This window comes from Shewanella nanhaiensis (genome assembly GCF_019457885.1).
GTDB lineage: Bacteria > Pseudomonadota > Gammaproteobacteria > Enterobacterales > Shewanellaceae > Shewanella > Shewanella nanhaiensis.
Map to the genome: position 1 here is coordinate 67,467 of NZ_JAHZST010000019.1, position 17,271 is coordinate 84,737.

At 44.2% G+C, this 17,271-nt stretch carries 15 protein-coding genes and 11 tRNA genes; 8 read left to right on the plus strand and 18 right to left on the minus strand.

Going from position 1 to position 17,271, the window contains the following annotated elements; genetic code table 11:
• The first annotated feature begins 2 nt into the window (after positions 1-2).
• Together ispE and K0625_RS20530 are read left to right on the plus strand one after the other, a co-directional pair.
• On the plus strand, positions 3-857 hold the full coding sequence (gene ispE, locus K0625_RS20525) for a 4-(cytidine 5'-diphospho)-2-C-methyl-D-erythritol kinase (RefSeq protein ID WP_220111364.1): 855 nt from the start codon (positions 3-5) through the stop codon (positions 855-857).
• Between the two features lie 70 nt (positions 858-927).
• Positions 928-1,875 carry a ribose-phosphate pyrophosphokinase gene (locus K0625_RS20530; protein ID WP_220111365.1) on the plus strand — a complete coding sequence of 316 codons (948 nt, stop codon included), beginning with the start codon at positions 928-930 and terminating at the stop codon, positions 1,873-1,875.
• Positions 1,876-1,947: 72 nt separating this feature from the next.
• Here the strand turns inward: K0625_RS20530 and K0625_RS20535 are convergent, their stop codons facing one another.
• The 16 genes from K0625_RS20535 to K0625_RS20610 form a co-directional block, all read right to left on the minus strand.
• On the minus strand, positions 1,948-2,361 hold the full coding sequence (locus tag K0625_RS20535) for a hypothetical protein (protein ID WP_220111366.1): 414 nt from the start codon (positions 2,359-2,361) through the stop codon (positions 1,948-1,950).
• Between the two features lie 11 nt (positions 2,362-2,372).
• A complete protein-coding gene (locus K0625_RS20540) occupies positions 2,373-2,834 on the minus strand; it encodes a hypothetical protein (RefSeq protein ID WP_232847211.1) in 462 nt (153 codons plus the stop codon).
• A gap of 148 nt (positions 2,835-2,982) precedes the next feature.
• Positions 2,983-3,057: transfer RNA gene (locus tag K0625_RS20545), tRNA-Gln, on the minus strand.
• Between the two features lie 48 nt (positions 3,058-3,105).
• Positions 3,106-3,201, minus strand: a tRNA-Leu gene (locus K0625_RS20550).
• Positions 3,202-3,263: 62 nt separating this feature from the next.
• Positions 3,264-3,348 (minus strand) — tRNA-Leu (locus K0625_RS20555).
• A 218-nt stretch (positions 3,349-3,566) separates the two neighbouring features.
• A tRNA-Gln gene (locus K0625_RS20560) sits at positions 3,567-3,641 on the minus strand.
• A 47-nt stretch (positions 3,642-3,688) separates the two neighbouring features.
• Positions 3,689-3,773, minus strand: a tRNA-Leu gene (locus K0625_RS20565).
• A 176-nt stretch (positions 3,774-3,949) separates the two neighbouring features.
• Positions 3,950-4,024 (minus strand) — tRNA-Gln (locus K0625_RS20570).
• Positions 4,025-4,071: 47 nt separating this feature from the next.
• Positions 4,072-4,156, minus strand: a tRNA-Leu gene (locus K0625_RS20575).
• A 75-nt stretch (positions 4,157-4,231) separates the two neighbouring features.
• Positions 4,232-4,308: transfer RNA gene (locus tag K0625_RS20580), tRNA-Met, on the minus strand.
• 20 nt (positions 4,309-4,328) lie between these two features.
• Positions 4,329-4,403, minus strand: a tRNA-Gln gene (locus K0625_RS20585).
• A gap of 47 nt (positions 4,404-4,450) precedes the next feature.
• Positions 4,451-4,535, minus strand: a tRNA-Leu gene (locus K0625_RS20590).
• Between the two features lie 76 nt (positions 4,536-4,611).
• A tRNA-Met gene (locus K0625_RS20595) sits at positions 4,612-4,688 on the minus strand.
• 278 nt (positions 4,689-4,966) lie between these two features.
• Positions 4,967-6,058, minus strand: coding sequence for a redox-regulated ATPase YchF (gene ychF, locus K0625_RS20600; protein ID WP_012326284.1), 1,092 nt, complete (start codon positions 6,056-6,058; stop codon positions 4,967-4,969).
• A gap of 126 nt (positions 6,059-6,184) precedes the next feature.
• Positions 6,185-6,769 carry an aminoacyl-tRNA hydrolase gene (gene pth, locus K0625_RS20605; RefSeq protein ID WP_220111367.1) on the minus strand — a complete coding sequence of 195 codons (585 nt, stop codon included), beginning with the start codon at positions 6,767-6,769 and terminating at the stop codon, positions 6,185-6,187.
• Positions 6,770-7,050: 281 nt separating this feature from the next.
• Complete coding sequence (locus tag K0625_RS20610; protein WP_232847216.1) at positions 7,051-8,187, minus strand: FAD-dependent monooxygenase; 1,137 nt, start codon at positions 8,185-8,187, stop codon at positions 7,051-7,053.
• Between the two features lie 254 nt (positions 8,188-8,441).
• Here K0625_RS20610 and K0625_RS20615 point away from each other — a divergent pair, with 254 nt between their 5' ends.
• The 6 genes from K0625_RS20615 to lnt all read left to right on the plus strand — a co-directional run bounded on the left by K0625_RS20615 (position 8,442) and on the right by lnt (position 14,428).
• On the plus strand, positions 8,442-8,744 hold the full coding sequence (locus K0625_RS20615) for a hypothetical protein (RefSeq protein WP_220111369.1): 303 nt from the start codon (positions 8,442-8,444) through the stop codon (positions 8,742-8,744).
• A gap of 99 nt (positions 8,745-8,843) precedes the next feature.
• On the plus strand, positions 8,844-10,268 hold the full coding sequence (miaB, locus tag K0625_RS20620) for a tRNA (N6-isopentenyl adenosine(37)-C2)-methylthiotransferase MiaB (RefSeq protein WP_012326288.1): 1,425 nt from the start codon (positions 8,844-8,846) through the stop codon (positions 10,266-10,268).
• A 136-nt stretch (positions 10,269-10,404) separates the two neighbouring features.
• Entirely contained in the window at positions 10,405-11,448 is a 1,044-nt protein-coding gene (locus tag K0625_RS20625; RefSeq protein WP_012326289.1) for a PhoH family protein, read from the plus strand.
• Positions 11,438-11,914, plus strand: coding sequence for an rRNA maturation RNase YbeY (gene ybeY / locus K0625_RS20630; protein WP_220111370.1), 477 nt, complete (start codon positions 11,438-11,440; stop codon positions 11,912-11,914). Before K0625_RS20625 ends, ybeY begins: the two co-directional genes overlap by 11 nt.
• 51 nt (positions 11,915-11,965) lie before the next feature.
• On the plus strand, positions 11,966-12,841 hold the full coding sequence (corC, locus tag K0625_RS20635; protein ID WP_012326291.1) for a CNNM family magnesium/cobalt transport protein CorC: 876 nt from the start codon (positions 11,966-11,968) through the stop codon (positions 12,839-12,841).
• A gap of 42 nt (positions 12,842-12,883) precedes the next feature.
• Positions 12,884-14,428 carry an apolipoprotein N-acyltransferase gene (lnt, locus tag K0625_RS20640; protein WP_220111371.1) on the plus strand — a complete coding sequence of 515 codons (1,545 nt, stop codon included), beginning with the start codon at positions 12,884-12,886 and terminating at the stop codon, positions 14,426-14,428.
• A 48-nt stretch (positions 14,429-14,476) separates the two neighbouring features.
• Here the strand turns inward: lnt and K0625_RS20645 are convergent, their stop codons facing one another.
• Both K0625_RS20645 and K0625_RS20650 read right to left on the minus strand, forming a co-directional pair.
• Positions 14,477-16,345 carry a methyl-accepting chemotaxis protein gene (locus K0625_RS20645; protein WP_220111372.1) on the minus strand — a complete coding sequence of 623 codons (1,869 nt, stop codon included), beginning with the start codon at positions 16,343-16,345 and terminating at the stop codon, positions 14,477-14,479.
• A gap of 314 nt (positions 16,346-16,659) precedes the next feature.
• Complete coding sequence (locus K0625_RS20650) at positions 16,660-17,160, minus strand: zinc ribbon-containing protein (RefSeq protein ID WP_012326293.1); 501 nt, start codon at positions 17,158-17,160, stop codon at positions 16,660-16,662.
• Between the last annotated feature and the right edge of the window lie 111 nt (positions 17,161-17,271).

A 17,271-nucleotide genomic window follows, 5' to 3' on the forward strand; every position in this document is an offset into this window, starting at 1 on the left:
TAATGAGCAATCAACTATCCTTAGGCTGGCCCGCACCTGCAAAATTAAATCTTTTCCTACACGTTAACCACAGACGTGAGGATGGTTACCATGAACTGCAGACACTTTTTCAATTTATCAGTCATGGTGATCTACTAGATTTTAAGGTAACCGATGACGGCTCACTGAAGTTGCACTCAAATATCGGTAACGTTGTCGCAGATAGCGATAACTTAATTCTGCGTGCCGCAAAATTACTCCAAGAGAGAAGTGCAACAGAAAAAGGCGCCGAAATTTGGCTCGATAAACGCTTGCCTATGGGTGGGGGAATAGGCGGAGGTTCATCGGATGCAGCCACCTGTTTAATCGCACTAAACGCGCTATGGCAGACCCATTTAAATCGAACTGAACTGGCGGAGCTAGGACTCTCACTCGGTGCTGATGTTCCTGTTTTTATTAATGGTTTATCGGCTTTTGCCGAAGGTGTGGGGGAAAAATTAATTCAAGTTTCTCCCAAGGAGTTTTGGTACCTTGTTCTGGTTCCAGATGTGCATGTTTCCACAGCCGAAATATTCCAAGATCCAGATCTGCCACGAAATACCCCCAAGCTAGATCTAGACTCATTAATGAGCAGCCCATGGAAAAATGACTGCCAAGAACTTGTCGTAAAAAGATACCCTCAAGTTGCCAAAACCTTAGACTGGCTGATAGAATATGCGCCGTCCAGAATGACGGGAACCGGGGCTTGTGTTTTCGGAGAATTCGAACAGCAGCAGCAAGCACTGGATGCCTTGGCTCAGTTGCCAAGTAACATGACAGGTTTTGTTGCTAAAGGGACAAACATATCGCCTTTAGAGTTACGTTTAGCGCAACTTTAAAGAACACTTTCTGGGGCAACCTTTTTTATGCCCCAGCCATTTAATGAAGCATACGCCTGAGGTTGATACAGTGCCTGACATTAAACTTTTTGCTGGTAACGCAACACCTAGTCTCGCTAAGAAGATAGCCGACCGTCTATTTTGTAAACTTGGAGACGCGGATGTTGGCGTTTTCAGTGATGGCGAAATCAGTGTCCAGATAAACGAAAATGTACGTGGTGCGGATGTCTTCATCATTCAATCTACTTGTGCACCGACTAACGATAACTTAATGGAGCTTATCGTTATGGTTGACGCACTTCGTCGTGCTTCAGCTGGTCGTATTACCGCTGTGATCCCTTACTTCGGTTACGCTCGTCAAGACAGACGCGTACGTAGTGCTCGTGTACCTATTACCGCTAAGGTTGTTGCTGACTTCCTATCTAGTGTAGGTGTTGACCGAGTATTGACCTGTGATCTTCACGCCGAGCAGATCCAAGGATTCTTCGATGTTCCTGTTGATAACGTATTCGGTAGCCCTGTGCTGCTTGAAGATATGTTAGATAAGAAACTTGAAAACCCTGTCGTTGTCTCTCCAGATATTGGCGGTGTTGTACGTGCTCGTGCAGTCGCTAAGCTACTCGATGATTCAGACTTAGCAATTATCGATAAGCGTCGTCCTCAAGCAAACGTTGCTCAGGTTATGCATATCATAGGTGATGTTCAAGGCCGTGATTGTATTATCGTTGATGACATGATCGATACTGGTGGAACCCTATGCAAAGCGGCTGAAGCATTGAAAGAGCATGGTGCTAACCGTGTATTCGCTTACGCAACTCACCCAGTATTCTCTGGCAATGCAGCGAAGAACATCGCTGAATCTGTTATTGATGAAGTGATTGTGACTGACACTATTCCATTAAGCAAAGAGATCAAGGCACTGGATAAGGTTACTCAATTGACCATGTCAACGCTGATGGCTGAAGCTATCCGCCGAGTAAGCAACGAAGAGTCTATCTCTGCGATGTTTAAGCACTAATTAATTTTATTGCTGCATCAAAAAAACGCACTCAATGAGTGCGTTTTTTTATGGCTACTAATTTCGACAATATCACATAAAACTTTTTCTTAGCGCGTCATCTCTGACAGCTTTAGTCACATCTAGGGCTATCTGCTTGCGTAACCTAACTAACCAATCATCCACGGTATCGTCATCAACTTTACAGCTTCTCTTAGTGCAATTAGGTCGCTGCGCCGAGATAAGCTCAATGGCAAGGGTTTCATCTTGCACTAAAAACTTTGCTTGAACCTGATAATCTTTATAATCCAGATCGGCAAAGTAGCTGCCTGAGTCATCTTTAGATAGCTGCCAATGGTTACGCTTCATCACCTTTTCAAGCAGCGGGCCAATATCTTTCACATACCCTTTAAATGGCACAGGATCTTGATAGCTATGTATCGCCTGAGCATCAAACACAGCCATTGAGCTTAAACCTATTATTAAACTTGCGATTATTTTTTTCATCTCATCCCTCACTACAGGCGCATTAACTGTCTGGCGATACTCTTTCTAAGGTTTTTTATATAGTTATAGTAACCTCGACCATTTTTATAGCAGATATCATCAATCAAATTTTTACACTCATAGTCACCAAGTGCATCTTGGTATTTAAGCTGCACTAATGATTGGTTGTACTCTATCCTCATGATATTTGTGTCGCCGCGATAGGTAAATCTTGCCAAAATGTAACCTTCCCCCTCTCCGTCATAGAGCCAGGCAATGCCTTTGGTTGTCAGCATCCCCTCAAGTATCGCGTAACGGATTTTATTCAGATCATCAGTCCTAGTGACTATCTCTTTATGAACGGCGTTTATATAGCGATCTGAGGACTTAGGTTTGACTTTTTTAATCTCGAGCGGCACAGGCTCAGCCTGAAGTGATGAGGGGATTAACCCCCACACAAGAATAGCGAATATGATTATTTTAAAGCGATTCACAAGAACAACTCCCTTGGTAAAGTGAAGTATTAGAGTAAACCATATCGATACTCATGAGGAGGGCTGATTGACTTGAGGATAGGGAAAGAGATAATTTACTGAATTTTAGGCACAAAAAAGCCCGTCATAAGACGGGCTTTTTTGTATATGGCTGGGGTACCAGGATTTGAACCTGGGAATGCCGAGATCAAAACCCGGTGCCTTACCGCTTGGCGATACCCCAATCTAGCTTTTACAAACAACCTGCTAAAGCAAGTTATCTTTTAATAAATGGTACGGGAAGAGAGACTTGAACTCTCACACCTTACGGCACCAGAACCTAAATCTGGCGTGTCTACCCATCTCTGGATAAAAGTACCACTCCCGCACTGCATCAAGCCTTTCATCTTGATTAAGCTCACCAATATTAGGCAAGCTATCTTTTATAAATGGTACGGGAAGAGAGACTTGAACTCTCACACCTTACGGCACCAGAACCTAAATCTGGCGTGTCTACCAATTCCACCACTCCCGCACTACATCTAGTTTTACATCTTGACTAAGATGGCAGCTTATAGAATCTGGCGTGTCTAACATCAACACCACCACTCCCGCACTACATCAGTTTTACATCTTGATTAAGATGGCAGCATAAAGAATCTGGCGTGTCTAACATCAACACCACCACTCCCACACTGCATCTAGTTTTACATCTTGATTAGATGAAAAAACCTGTCATAGACAGGTCTAAATTGGCTGGGGTACCAGGATTTGAACCTGGGAATGCCGAGATCAAAACCCGGTGCCTTACCGCTTGGCGATACCCCAATCTAACTTTTAAAACAACCTGCTAAAGCAAGTTATCTTTTAATAAATGGTACGGGAAGAGAGACTTGAACTCTCACACCTTACGGCACCAGAACCTAAATCTGGCGTGTCTACCAATTCCACCACTCCCGCACTGCATCTAGTTTTACATCTAGATTAAGATGGCAGCATATAGAATCTGGCGTGTCTAATATCAACACCACTCCAGCATCGAACTTTACTGCAAGTTTCCCTACTTTATCTTCAATAGTATAAGAGAAAACCTCATTAACTATCGATGACAAGGTCAATAAATTAACCTTTTAAAATGGCTGGGGTACCAGGATTTGAACCTGGGAATGCCGAGATCAAAACCCGGTGCCTTACCGCTTGGCGATACCCCAATCAATCTTTTCAAACAACCCGCCAAAGCAAGTCATCTTTTAATAAATGGTACGGGAAGAGAGACTTGAACTCTCACACCTTACGGCACCAGAACCTAAATCTGGCGTGTCTACCAATTCCACCACTCCCGCACTGCATCTAGTTTTACATCTTGATTAAGATGGCAGCATTCACTGCAACTCTTCGTTTTTCATCTGAAGAAAAGATGGTAGCAATAGCGGGACTTGAACCTGCGACCCCAGCATTATGAATGCTGTGCTCTAACCAGCTGAGCTATATTGCCACATAAACCACTTTTAAAAATGGCTGGGGTACCAGGATTTGAACCTGGGAATGCCGAGATCAAAACCCGGTGCCTTACCGCTTGGCGATACCCCAATCTAACTTTTCAAACAACCCGCCAAAGCAAGTTAGCTTTTAATAAATGGTACGGGAAGAGAGACTTGAACTCTCACACCTTACGGCACCAGAACCTAAATCTGGCGTGTCTACCAATTCCACCACTCCCGCACTACATCTAGTTTTACATCTTGATTAAGATGACAGTTCTACACTGTGAACTCTCTATTTTACATCTTGAGAAAGATGGTAGCAATAGCGGGACTTGAACCTGCGACCCCAGCATTATGAATGCTGTGCTCTAACCAGCTGAGCTATATTGCCATCGTTTTGTTTCTTGTCCCTCTTGCTGAGGAACGGGGCGTATTATGCTTATTCAGCTCATCTAGGTCAACAGCTTTTTTCGCTATTTTTTACTATTGCAATCGTTCGGCTATAACTTCGTCAAAGTGATGACTAGATGCGCAATTTAAGCCTATTCCAATCAATTTTTGCCACCAAAAACTCACATCAAGTTAAAACAAAAAAACAAAAATGGCTCAATTCTTCAATTGAGCCATTTGCTTTAGCAATATTAAAAGCTAATAAGAGGCTTAAAATGCCTATACGTTAAATAGGAAATGCATAACATCGCCATCTTTAACGATGTAAGTTTTACCTTCAACTCTTAACTTACCCGCTTCCTTAGCGCCAGCTTCACCTTTATAGGTAATGAAGTCATCGTAAGCCATCACTTGAGCACGAATGAAGCCACGCTCAAAATCGGTATGGATAACACCAGCAGCTTTTGGTGCACTCGCGCCAACAGGAACAGTCCAAGCACGCACCTCTTTAACACCTGCTGTAAAGTAAGTTTGCAGCGTCAATAGGTCGTAACCGGCACGAATAACACGATCTAAGCCTGGCTCTTCCAAACCAAGATCAGCCATAAACTCTTCGCGATCCTCTGCATCCATCTCTGCAAGCTCTGACTCAATTGCAGCACAAACAGCAACAACAACAGCATTCTCTTTAGCAGCAATTTCACGAACGGTATCTAAATGTGGATTGTTTTCAAACCCATCTTCGGCAACGTTAGCAATATACATAGTAGGCTTAAGCGTCAGGAAGTTCAGATACGCAACGGCAGCTAACTCCTCTTTACTTAGCTCCATAGAGCGCAGCATGTCACCTTCATCAAGCACTGGGCGCATCTTTTCAAGTACAGAAACTTCAAACTTCGCATCGGCGTCGCCACCTTTAGCACGTTTGGCCTGACGAGTGATCGCACGCTCACAAGAGTCAAGATCCGCTAATGCAAGTTCAGTGTTAATCACTTCAATATCTGAAGCTGGTGAAACTTTATTGGCAACGTGAACGATATTGTCATCTTCGAAACAACGTACAACGTGACCAATGGCATCCGTTTCACGAATGTTAGCGAGGAACTTGTTTCCTAGACCTTCACCTTTAGAAGCACCAGCAACTAGACCTGCAATATCCACAAATTCCATGGTTGTTGGTAGTACACGTTCAGGGTTAACTATCTGAGCTAATGCATCCAAACGAGCATCAGGTACAGGCACAACACCAGTATTTGGTTCAATAGTACAAAACGGGAAGTTAGACGCTTCGATGCCCGCTTTAGTTAACGCATTGAATAATGTTGATTTACCTACGTTTGGCAAGCCTACAATGCCACATTTAAAACCCATATCGTTTACCTTTAATATCAATTACAAACTAACAGGGTCACTGCCAATTTGGGTATATACAAAGCCGCCATCGGCGACTTAATCAAATTCTTGCCGCCTTAATCTAATGATCAAGACGAGACTATTTTAAGCCTTATAAGCGTGCAACCGGTTCATGGCCTTGGCCATATCTTGGTTAAAGAGCACCTCAGTTGACCTAACTGCTTCATCAATCACATCTTCAATCGCTGTCTGCTCTGTCCCCGGTGCTTTACCTAAGACATAGTTGCTCACTTGACTTTTATCACCAGGGTGACCAATACCGATACGAAGTCGATAAAAGCCTTTATTGTTAGCGAGACTTGCGATGATATCTTTCAAACCATTATGGCCACCATGACCACCACCAAGTTTAAACTTGGCAACACCTGGCTCCATATCCAGCTCATCATGAGCCACTAATATTTCATCAGCCTCAATACGAAAGAAGTTAGCCATCGCCCCTACGGACTTACCACTAAGATTCATAAACGTACTTGGGATCAGCAGACGCACATCTTTTCCATGTAGCGTCACTCTTGCCGTCAGACCAAAATATTTACTATCTGCAACTAAGGTTGCGCCGCATACTCTCGCTAACTCTTGTACGTACCATGCGCCAGCATTATGTCTAGTCTGAGCGTATTTTTCGCCCGGATTTGCGAGCCCAACTATTAGTTTTATATTACTCATTCAGCCTATTCTTTGGTTCGATGTGACTTAGCACTGCCAGCCTTTTTTCATTAGCGGTTCCGCCAAATAAAAAGCACTATGCAGATAAAAACGCGGCATTTTAACACTCAATGACCCAGTCAACAAACTATTAGCAGTCACCTCAGTATCAGCAGAGGAATTAAAAGTAACAATGGGAGATGAATATAAGCTATAAAGAGGTAAAACTAGCGCTGGCTTTTGCCACAGCAGACAAAAGCCAAATACTAATGAGTATAAAAAGTCGCCCTATTAAAGCAGCGTTATTTAAGTCCCATCGCATACATAAGCACATGCTTTTTTATCGGAGAGTCGATGTTAGCGATTTTCAATGCAGTATTTCGCATCACTTTTAATGGCAGCAGCTCATTACTAAAGCCTGCATAGAAAAGATCCATTGCCGTCATCATCAACTGGTTATCTTGATAACGTAACTTCTCATAAGCCTTTAATGTTCCCTCTTCCCACCAAGCTTTACCTTGACTCAGACTTGAGGATACCGATGAGATAATCGCCTCTACATCTTTAAAGCCAATATTAACTCCCTGACCAGCAAGCGGGTTAATGGTATGGGCCGCATCTCCCAAAATCACCACATTGTCTGAATAGTAAGTTTGTGCATGACGTCTGGTGAGTTTAAAACTTCCCTTCTGCAGGACCTCGAAATCTCTATCTAGCCTTGCAGGAAAATGCCGCTTAATCTGTTCACCTAACGCCTTTTCACTCATCAAGGACAGTTGCGCGATCCGATTTGCATCATCATACCAAACTAAAGAGGCATGATTACCGGGCAGAGGCAGTAAAGACCTTGGACCATTTGGGGTAAACTGCTGCCAAGTAACATCTTGCTGGTCTTGCGCTGTTTTAATGTTAATCAACATCGCCGATTGCGCATAATCCCAACCAGTCAATCCAATACCAGCCCACTGCCTCACTTGCGAGTTAGCTCCGTCGGCGCCCACAAGCAACTTAGCCTCTATGCAAGTCGCATTATTAAGGTGCACCACCACAGCATCATGACGGCTAAAACGCTCAACTCTGACCGGCGACAAAAGCTCAATATTGTCATACTGCTTAAACTGCTCCCAAAGGGAAAGTTGAATAAGTCGGTTCTCTACAATATGGCCAAGATGTGTCACACCAACCTGATCTGCGTGAAACTGGGTGATAAATCCCTCCAGCTCCCAGGTCTCAAGCCCTAAATAAGCAGCCCTTCGCATTTGACTTAACCCAGCAAGGGCTCCTAAGCGCTCTAGCAAATTCTCAGATGCCACGCTCACTGCGGAAACACGAATATCTATCTCTTGCTTATCGTTATAGGGTTCTGGCTCAAAAGCCTCAATAACTGCGATATTAAGCCCCAACTGCGCTAAACCAATAGCCGTTGCAGCCCCCACCATACCACCACCAAGAATGACAACATCTTTGCTAATTGGCTTAACTTGTGACTCACTCACTATTGAATTCCCATTCCATTATCTCTTTTATCCAGATTTAAACGCTCAACTATGACTGGAACATTTAAATAAGTATGTAAATGTTGCTAACTCCACAAAAGCTCACACACGCTTACAAACAGACCCATTTGCACATAGGAGTTTGTCTTACACTCAATCCATCGAACAAACCTGAACTGATTATAAGTGAGCCAATTATGAAAATCATGACACCATTTGCCCTACTTGCAGCAAGCCTACTTCCACTGACTGCAAGCGCTGACTTAGCTAAACAACAAAACAGAGCCGAGCCAATGGAAACAATCACTGTAACCTATAGAGAACCATCAGATTATGCCCTATATCAATATACGACGGATATGTTAGTCAATTTTAGATTGCAGATCCAAGCCGATATCTATCAGCAAGCCCATACAAGCATCATGAAAATGGCCAATACAACCCCTTATATGTCAGCAATGAATCAAACTCCTGAGCAGGAACAAAGCAGCACTGAGTAGATAATTTTCAATTAAACAGTCCAAAAGCTGGTCAGTACCCTGCTCAAGGGGTAAAATGTTGCGCTATTTTTCCCGTGGTACCAAGAGTGACATAAACTGATGAGCAAGAAACTCCATATTAAAACCTGGGGCTGTCAGATGAATGAGTATGACTCATCTAAGATGGCTGATCTGATGGATGAGTATAAAGGGTACACCCTAACAGAAGAGGCTGAAGAGGCTGATGTACTTCTGCTAAATACCTGCTCTATCCGTGAAAAAGCTCAGGAAAAGGTGTTCCATCAACTTGGGCGCTGGAAAAAACTAAAAGATAAGAACCCCAACCTTATTATTGGTGTTGGTGGCTGTGTCGCATCACAAGAGGGCAAAGTGATTAAAGATCGCGCCCAGTGTGTCGATCTGATCTTCGGCCCTCAAACACTTCACCGCCTGCCAGAGATGATCGATCAGATCGAAGCAGGAGGTAAAGCCGTCATCGATGTGAGCTTCCCTGAAATAGAAAAGTTTGACCGTCTGCCAGAACCGCGCGCCGATGGCCCAAGTGCTTTCGTATCAATTATGGAAGGTTGCAGCAAGTATTGCTCTTTCTGCGTCGTGCCTTATACACGTGGTGAAGAGGTCAGTCGCCCCCTTGATGACGTTATTCTAGAGATAGCCCAGTTAGCTGAACAGGGTGTGCGTGAAGTAAACCTGTTAGGTCAAAACGTTAACGCATACCGCGGCGCAACTCATGATGATGAGATCTGTACCTTTGCAGAATTACTTCGTTATGTTGCGGCAATTGATGGCATAGATAGGCTGCGTTTTACCACCAGCCACCCAATTGAATTTACTCAAGATATTATCGATGTTTACGAAGATACCCCTGAACTGGTTAGCTTCCTTCATCTGCCTGTTCAATCGGGCTCAGATAGAATTTTGACCCAGATGAAACGTGGTCATATGGCAATCGAGTACAAGTCTATTATTCGTCGTCTACGCAAGGCTCGTCCAGATATTCAGGTCAGTTCAGATTTCATCATCGGCTTCCCGGGTGAGTCCAAGCAAGATTTTGAAGACACCATGAAGTTGATTGAAGATGTTCAATTTGATCATAGCTTTAGCTTTATCTACAGTGCACGTCCAGGCACCCCAGCCTCGGATCTGCCCGATGATGTAACCCTTGATGAGAAGAAAGAGCGTTTAGCTATCTTACAAGACAGAATAACCCAACAAGCGATGCGCTATAGTCGTCAGATGCTTGGTACGGTTCAGCGTATTCTAGTCGAAGGCCCTTCGGTTAAAAACCCGATGGAGTTAAGAGGCCGTACAGAGACAAGTCGTGTGGTTAATTTCGAGGCCGATCCTAAGCATATTGGCAGTTTCGTCGATGTAGAGATTGTAGATGTATATACAAACTCACTAAGAGGTAACTTCATTCGCGGAGAAGATGAGATGGATCTTAGACGTTCACTACGTCCATCAGATATTCTTGCTAAACATAAGAAAGATGACGAACTAGGTGTGACTCAGTATATCCCTTAAACTCACACCTTATCTGAAAGGGCGGCATAGTTTATGCTGCCTTTTTCGTCTCTATTGTGCCGGTAAATACCATTAGCAATTGTCCTGTTTCGCTCGTAAACTGTGAGTATATGTCTATGCTCATCTGGAGTAATTTTTGTCTAACAAGTTAACCACGCTTAACCTATATCTTGAGCCAGCCGATACTCGCCGTTTATTGTCTCTATGCGGTCCATTTGATGACAATATTAAGCAGTTAGAGCGCCGAATTGGTGTCGAGATCAGCTACCGTGATAACCATTTTCAAATTGTAGGCCAAGCAAAGAACTGTTTAAGTGTCAATAACCTGCTTAAGTCCCTCTATGTTGAGACACAATCTGTTAAGGGCAGTACACCTGATTTAGAGCCTGATACAGTGCACCTTGCCATTCAAGAAGCCGTGGCTCTGGAAGCTGAACTGCCAAGAGATGACAAAGAGCTCTATATAAAGACCAAGCGTGGCGTGATTAAGCCTCGCAATCCTAATCAAAGCGATTACGTCGCCAATATCGCGACCCACGACATCACATTTGGTATTGGTCCTGCGGGCACAGGTAAAACCTACCTTGCCGTCGCAGCAGCTGTTGATGCCTTAGAGCGTCAAGAGGTTCGCCGCATATTACTGACTCGCCCAGCCGTTGAGGCGGGAGAGAAACTTGGCTTCCTGCCCGGTGACTTAAGTCAGAAGGTCGATCCATACCTTCGACCTCTTTACGATGCACTGTTTGAGATGATGGGCTTTGAAAAAGTAGAGCGTTTGATTGAACGTAATGTGATTGAGGTCGCTCCACTGGCTTATATGCGTGGACGCACCCTTAATGATGCCTTTATCATCCTCGATGAGAGCCAAAACACTACCGTTGAGCAGATGAAGATGTTTCTCACCCGTATTGGCTTTAACTCTCGTGCCGTTATTACAGGGGATATTACTCAAATAGATCTGCCAAAACATCAAAAGTCTGGCTTACGCCATGCCATTGAAGTGCTCAGTGAAGTCGAAGAGATAAGCTTTAATTTTTTCCAAGCAAAAGATGTGGTTCGCCACCCTGTTGTGGCCAGAATCGTAGAAGCTTACGAAGAGCACGATCAAAAAGCTCAAATTGCCAAAGCTAAACGTGAAAACCATTACAAGCTTCAGGAAGCCACAGAAAATGAGCACTAGCCACACTAAGCTTGAATTGGCACTCGATCTTCAGATTGCGACAGATAATAAACAGCTACCGACGCAACAAGATTTTGAACTTTGGGTGCGCACCGCACTCAGAAGCACCATGGCAGAGGCTGAATTGACCATACGAGTTGTCGATACGGCAGAAAGTCAGGCGCTTAACTCGACCTATAGAGGAAAAGATAAGCCCACAAATGTACTATCATTCCCTTTTGAAGCACCCGCTGAAATTGAGATCCCTTTGCTAGGTGATTTAATCATCTGTGCATCGGTGGTTGAACACGAAGCAATACAGCAAAACAAGCCCTTACAAGCACATTGGGCTCACATGGTTGTACATGGTTGTCTTCATCTGCTAGGGTATGATCATATTAACGATATCGAAGCTGAAGAGATGGAGTCAATTGAGACTCAACTCATTGAAAGCTTAGGTTTTAACAATCCATACAAGGAACAATAATTGATCTGTGTTTGGCAATAGTTGCTAAATAGTTTAGATCAGGTAAACACTATGAGTGATGATATCCCACCGAGTACCAGCGCCCAAAAGAAGAGCTGGTTAGATAAAGTAAGTCAGTTGTTTCAGGGCGAGCCTCAAAGTCGCGATGATCTTGTTGAAGTAATACACGATGCCGAGCTTCGTGAAGTTATATCAGAAGATACGCGAGAGATGATTAAAGGTGTCTTAGAAGTATCCGATCTACGCGTAAGGGATATCATGATCCCAAGAGCGCAGATAGTCGCACTTCAAATAGATGATTCGGTAACAGAACTTCTCTCTACCGTCATAAGTTCTGCACACTCACGCTTTCCAGTGGTTAACGAAGATAAAGATCATATTGAAGGTATTTTGCTTGCAAAAGACCTACTCCAATATGGATTTAAGAACAGTGATGAGCCTTTCTCTTTAAGCCAAGTTATCCGCCCAGCTGTTGTTGTTCCCGAGAGTAAACGTGTTGATGTTCTTCTCAAAGAGTTCCGCTCCCAGCGATACCATATGGCGATAGTCGTCGATGAATATGGTGGAGTTTCAGGCTTAGTAACTATCGAAGATATTCTCGAAGAGATCGTTGGTGAAATTGAAGATGAGTTCGATCACGACTCAGCCGAAGAGACTGAGATCCGTAAAGTCAGTAAATTGGTCTATATGATCAAAGCACTGACTCCAATCGAAGACTTCAATGAAAGCTTTAATACCCAGTTCAGTGACGAAGAGTTCGACACCGTTGGAGGCTTAGTCTCTCACGCCTTTGGCCATCTGCCAGAGCGTAATGAAAAGGTCACCATCGATGGTATTGAATTTACCGTGATCAGTGCAGATACTCGCAGGTTACTGCAACTTAGGGTCAAACTCCCCGACCCTAGCATCGAAGAGAAAAGCGAATAACGCCTTTTTGAACTCGATAAACTTTTCTATGATGAGGCTGGAATGCTGAATAAACTTCGGGCATCCGCCCATCATTCAAAAATACGTCTGGTGCTGGCATACTTTGCCGGTGCCAGTACCGCACTCGCTTTTGCTCCCTACTCCATATGGCCAATCTACTTAGTCGCCATGGCATTTGCACTGCATTTAAGTCGCACGCTATCCCCCAAACAAAGCTTTAACTTTTGGCTCAGCTTTGGATTTGGTTGTTTTTCAGTTGGAATAAGCTGGGTCCATGTTAGCATGGATAAATTTGGCGGCCTGCCATTGATTGCCTCTATCGGACTCATGGCACTATTAGCCCTTTATCTGGCACTCTATCCCGCTCTAAGCGGCTACCTGCTGCAAAAACTGTCCCCTAAAAACCCGCTCACAAGAAACCTGCTGCTCTTCCCTGTCCTATGGACACTGACCGAGTGGGCCAGAGGCTGGGTGTTAACGGGATTTCCTTGGTTATGGGCCGGATACTCCCAAACCGAAGGACCAATAAAGGAGCTCGCCAGTGTCATTGGCGCACTGGGACTGAGCTACCTTATCGCCATGTTTGCAGGTTCTTTAGCCCTATGTCTGCAGAAACGCTGGCACAGCGCCGCAATCATCTTACCGCTACTTATCGCTGCAACTTACTTAAGCCCAATGCTCTCAAGCGTTGAAGCTAAAGGGGAGTCAGTTAAGGTAACACTGGTACAAGGCAATATTGCCCAAAGCATGAAGTGGGAACCCGAGGCGCTGTGGCCTACCATGCTAAAATACATGGATCTCTCACGACCTGAGCTTGCAGACACAGACATCTTTATCTGGCCAGAAGCTGCAATTCCAGCGCCTGAGTCCATGGTGGCCGATTTTCTAGATAACGCCAATAAGGTCGCAAATCTGAATAACAGCGCCATCATCACAGGCATCATCAGCCAGCAGCAAGACAGTTTTTATAATTCACTTATCGTGCTTGGAAACCATGATAAGCCAGAGCAAGAACAAGCCGACTACACCATAGGCGGAGGCAACGAGTTTAAGAAGCATCACCTGCTACCTATTGGTGAATTTGTTCCTTTTGAGTCGCTGCTCAGGCCAATCGCCCCATTCTTTAACCTGCCTATGTCTTCATTTGCCAGAGGCGAATATCAGCAAGCAAACTTAGATGCTGTCGGCCATCAGATAGCCCCAGCCATCTGTTATGAGATAGCTTTTCCTGAACAGTTAAGAGCCAACGTTAATGAAGATACTGAGTTACTGCTCACAGTCTCCAATGATGCCTGGTTTGGCAGCTCTAACGGTCCACTACAGCATATGGAGATAGCCCAGATGCGCTCCATTGAGCTTGGTCGTCCACTGGTCAGAGCCACCAACACTGGCGTCACGGCCGTCGTGGATGAGCACGGCAATATTACCCATAGGTTGCCACAATTTGAGGCAGGTGTACTAGTGGCTGATATCCCTTTGGTGAAAGGGAGCACAGCATTTTCTAAATGGGGAGAGTGGCCAATACTTCTCTGGTCATCATTGCTCCTTGCTCTCGTTGTTTTCAGAAAAATAAGCAGCAAAACTTAACGTCTCAGCTGCTTGCGCTTATATAAAGATGCCCGTAATTGCGGGCATCTACACAATAAACTGATTGAGCAAGGCTTCCTGCTCCTTCACATGCTCAAGCTGTGTTTTAGAGGAGATATTGGATTGCTCGGCATTATCAGCAACCTGCAAAGATAGATCTCTGATATTGGTCGTATTCTTGTTCATCTCTTCAGCCACATGACTCTGCTCTTCCGCTGCACTGGCTATCTGCAGGTTCATATCCGTGATCTCTTCGATACTGTTGCGAATATCGTTTAATGTCTCATTTGCGGTTTTCGCTTTTTCAACCGTAGTTGAGGTGGTACCTCGACTTTCTGCCATCACTTTAACAACGTCAGCAACCCCAGACTGTAACTTCTCTATCTTCCCCTTAATCTCTGAGGTCGACTCCTGTGTCCGCGCCGCTAAAGTACGTACCTCATCGGCGACAACCGCAAAGCCTCGTCCCGACTCTCCCGCCCTTGCCGCTTCAATAGCAGCATTAAGGGCTAACAGGTTAGTTTGTCCAGCGATCTCATTAATCACGCCTAAAATAGACTCTATGCTGACGGTATCAGATTCTAACTCTTTAACCGCAACCGCTGCTTGCTCTATCTGCTTAGCGAGCACCGCAATGGAGTCGGTAGTTTCCTGTACAGCTTGAGCACCGTCAGTAACCGCATTATCTGCGTGTTGCACTGCAGAGGCGGCCCCTTGAGCATTTTGAGCAACTTCTGCTGCTGTCATCGCCATCTCATGCATTGCTGTTGCTAGCTGTTCCACCTCTTGAGCCTGAAGCGTCATAGCTTTGGTTGCGGAGCTTGCGCCAATTGCAATTGTCTCGGAGCCTGAACTAACTTCACCACCAATTGATTTAACTTGCTGAATAAGTAGCTGAAGCTTCACCACAAAACGGTTAAAGTTATCCGCTAAAGTTGCAAACTCAACATCGGAATCAGTGCATAATCTTCGAGTCAGATCACCATCTCCTGTGGCCACATCAGCCATTGCATCATTTAAGGCCTCCAAAGGCTTCATAAGACGACTAAGAGTTCCACTCATGATCAAAATAGCAATAATCAATGAGAGTAAAGAGTAGAGAATCGCATCATTTCTAAGCTCATGGGCTGCAGCAAAAATAACCCCCTCATCAAGCATCACTCCTAAGGTCCAGTCGAGTCCAGATAACGGGCTAAAGCTGACCGAATGGGGCTGCCCATCAACCTCAATCTGATTTTCATTCACGCTAGTATCAAATTTCATCCCAAAAAAATCAGCCATAGATTTACCATTTTGAGCCGCATCAGGATGAGCAATAAAGTTGCCTTGTTTACCCACAATAAATGCGTAACCAGCCCCAAATAGATCAGCTTGATTGCTGATTTCGGCCAAACTTTCAAGACTCACATCGGTAAAGAGAGCCCCTTTAAACTGGCCATTTTCAAACAGTGGAACCGACACTGAGACTAATATATTTCCGCTAGATGCATCGGCGTAGGGTTCAGTAAATAGAGCTTTACCTTGACGCTTAGCCTCCTGATACCACATTCGCTTACGAGGATCATAATCAGAACCTGGATCCCAATTAGAATCGTTACCAACAAAGTGCCCCGTCTCGAGACCCATTCCGGCTAACAAGAAGTGTTTTTTTATCACAGGCTGACTTAACACCTCTAGAAAATGCCTATCCGACAGCTCGGTTTGCAATAGAGATACTGCATAAGCGGTTAAATCGGCTTTCTCAGCCATTACGGCCTCAATATTGCTCCCCATTGAACTAGCAAGTTCAGTCACACTGCTCGTCACTTGCTCCTCTAGCTGACGCTTAATCTTAAAGTACTGATAAGTCGATAAAGACCCTAAAGAAAGCGATAGAATCAAACTCACAGCAATAACAATCTTATGCAAAAATCGCATTTAAGCCCCCATAAATACAATTTAATCAGTCACTAATAAAACAGCAGTTGCCAGACATTTAACCTTGATACTACAAAATAACCATGGATAAAACTTACAACAAAGCAATTATCTAGAATAATTTTAAATATAGTAAACTTATTCATATATTGATGGGGCACACTAAAACATTTAAGAATAGTGAGAAGGTTGGGGGATTTACTCGCAAAGTAGAGGGGTACTGACTCACCCCCAATGCATTAGAAGAGAGGCAAACAGACAAGCTTTGGTACCCCAAAGAGGTACCAAATTAGAACAGAGAGAATGGTCTTAAATTAAGGTGCGAGCGCTTCTCTGGTAAACTCACTCTCATCACATTCGGGACAATCTGGGATCACACCGGGAAACTCAATCTTCATCTCATGGCCACAGTGAATACACACCATGTTTCCCTGCCCGACAATTTCACCACTTTGGTAGTGACCTTGATGCTTAAAGTCCTGTAACACCTCATGCCACTCAATCTGGCTTCGGTCGGTAATACCACTCAACCAATGCCAAACAGTGTTCTCCACAGTGATCATGGTAGGACTATGACTTAAATCTGTATCATTTTTCTCCTGAAGGTAGCTGGCGATATCACGTTTTAAAAATTGTTCAACTAAAGCTAACTCATCTTCTTTAGCTTGCTCTTTAAGGGAGAGAAACTCTTTACCGTTAGTAACAACTGCAAATAACTCCTTTACAGTCATCGAGTTATCATTAAGGTAATCAGCTTTGACTTTCGCCAAGAGAGCTTCATAAAGCGATAGTAACTCCGCACTTCTTGCACTCATATTCAATACTCCTTCATCCGAACCTTTTTAATGACTCACTTCTAGTTTATTCTATGCAGATCTAACTCGCGCGGAAAGTGCGCAAGATCAAATAATGGGCGGCATGGCCGG

Coding starts and splice junctions, on each gene's coding strand:
- ispE (WP_220111364.1), top strand. CDS start 3: ATGAGCAATCAACTATCCTTAGGCTGGCCCGCACCTGCAAAATTAAAT.
- K0625_RS20535 (WP_220111366.1), bottom strand. CDS start 2,361: ATGAAAAAAATAATCGCAAGTTTAATAATAGGTTTAAGCTCAATGGCT.
- ychF (WP_012326284.1), bottom strand. CDS start 6,058: ATGGGTTTTAAATGTGGCATTGTAGGCTTGCCAAACGTAGGTAAATCA.
- pth (WP_220111367.1), bottom strand. CDS start 6,769: ATGAGTAATATAAAACTAATAGTTGGGCTCGCAAATCCGGGCGAAAAA.
- K0625_RS20610 (WP_232847216.1), bottom strand. CDS start 8,187: ATGGTGGGGGCTGCAACGGCTATTGGTTTAGCGCAGTTGGGGCTTAAT.
- K0625_RS20615 (WP_220111369.1), top strand. CDS start 8,442: ATGAAAATCATGACACCATTTGCCCTACTTGCAGCAAGCCTACTTCCA.
- miaB (WP_012326288.1), top strand. CDS start 8,844: ATGAGCAAGAAACTCCATATTAAAACCTGGGGCTGTCAGATGAATGAG.
- ybeY (WP_220111370.1), top strand. CDS start 11,438: ATGAGCACTAGCCACACTAAGCTTGAATTGGCACTCGATCTTCAGATT.
- corC (WP_012326291.1), top strand. CDS start 11,966: ATGAGTGATGATATCCCACCGAGTACCAGCGCCCAAAAGAAGAGCTGG.
- lnt (WP_220111371.1), top strand. CDS start 12,884: ATGCTGAATAAACTTCGGGCATCCGCCCATCATTCAAAAATACGTCTG.
- K0625_RS20645 (WP_220111372.1), bottom strand. CDS start 16,345: ATGCGATTTTTGCATAAGATTGTTATTGCTGTGAGTTTGATTCTATCG.
- K0625_RS20650 (WP_012326293.1), bottom strand. CDS start 17,160: ATGAGTGCAAGAAGTGCGGAGTTACTATCGCTTTATGAAGCTCTCTTG.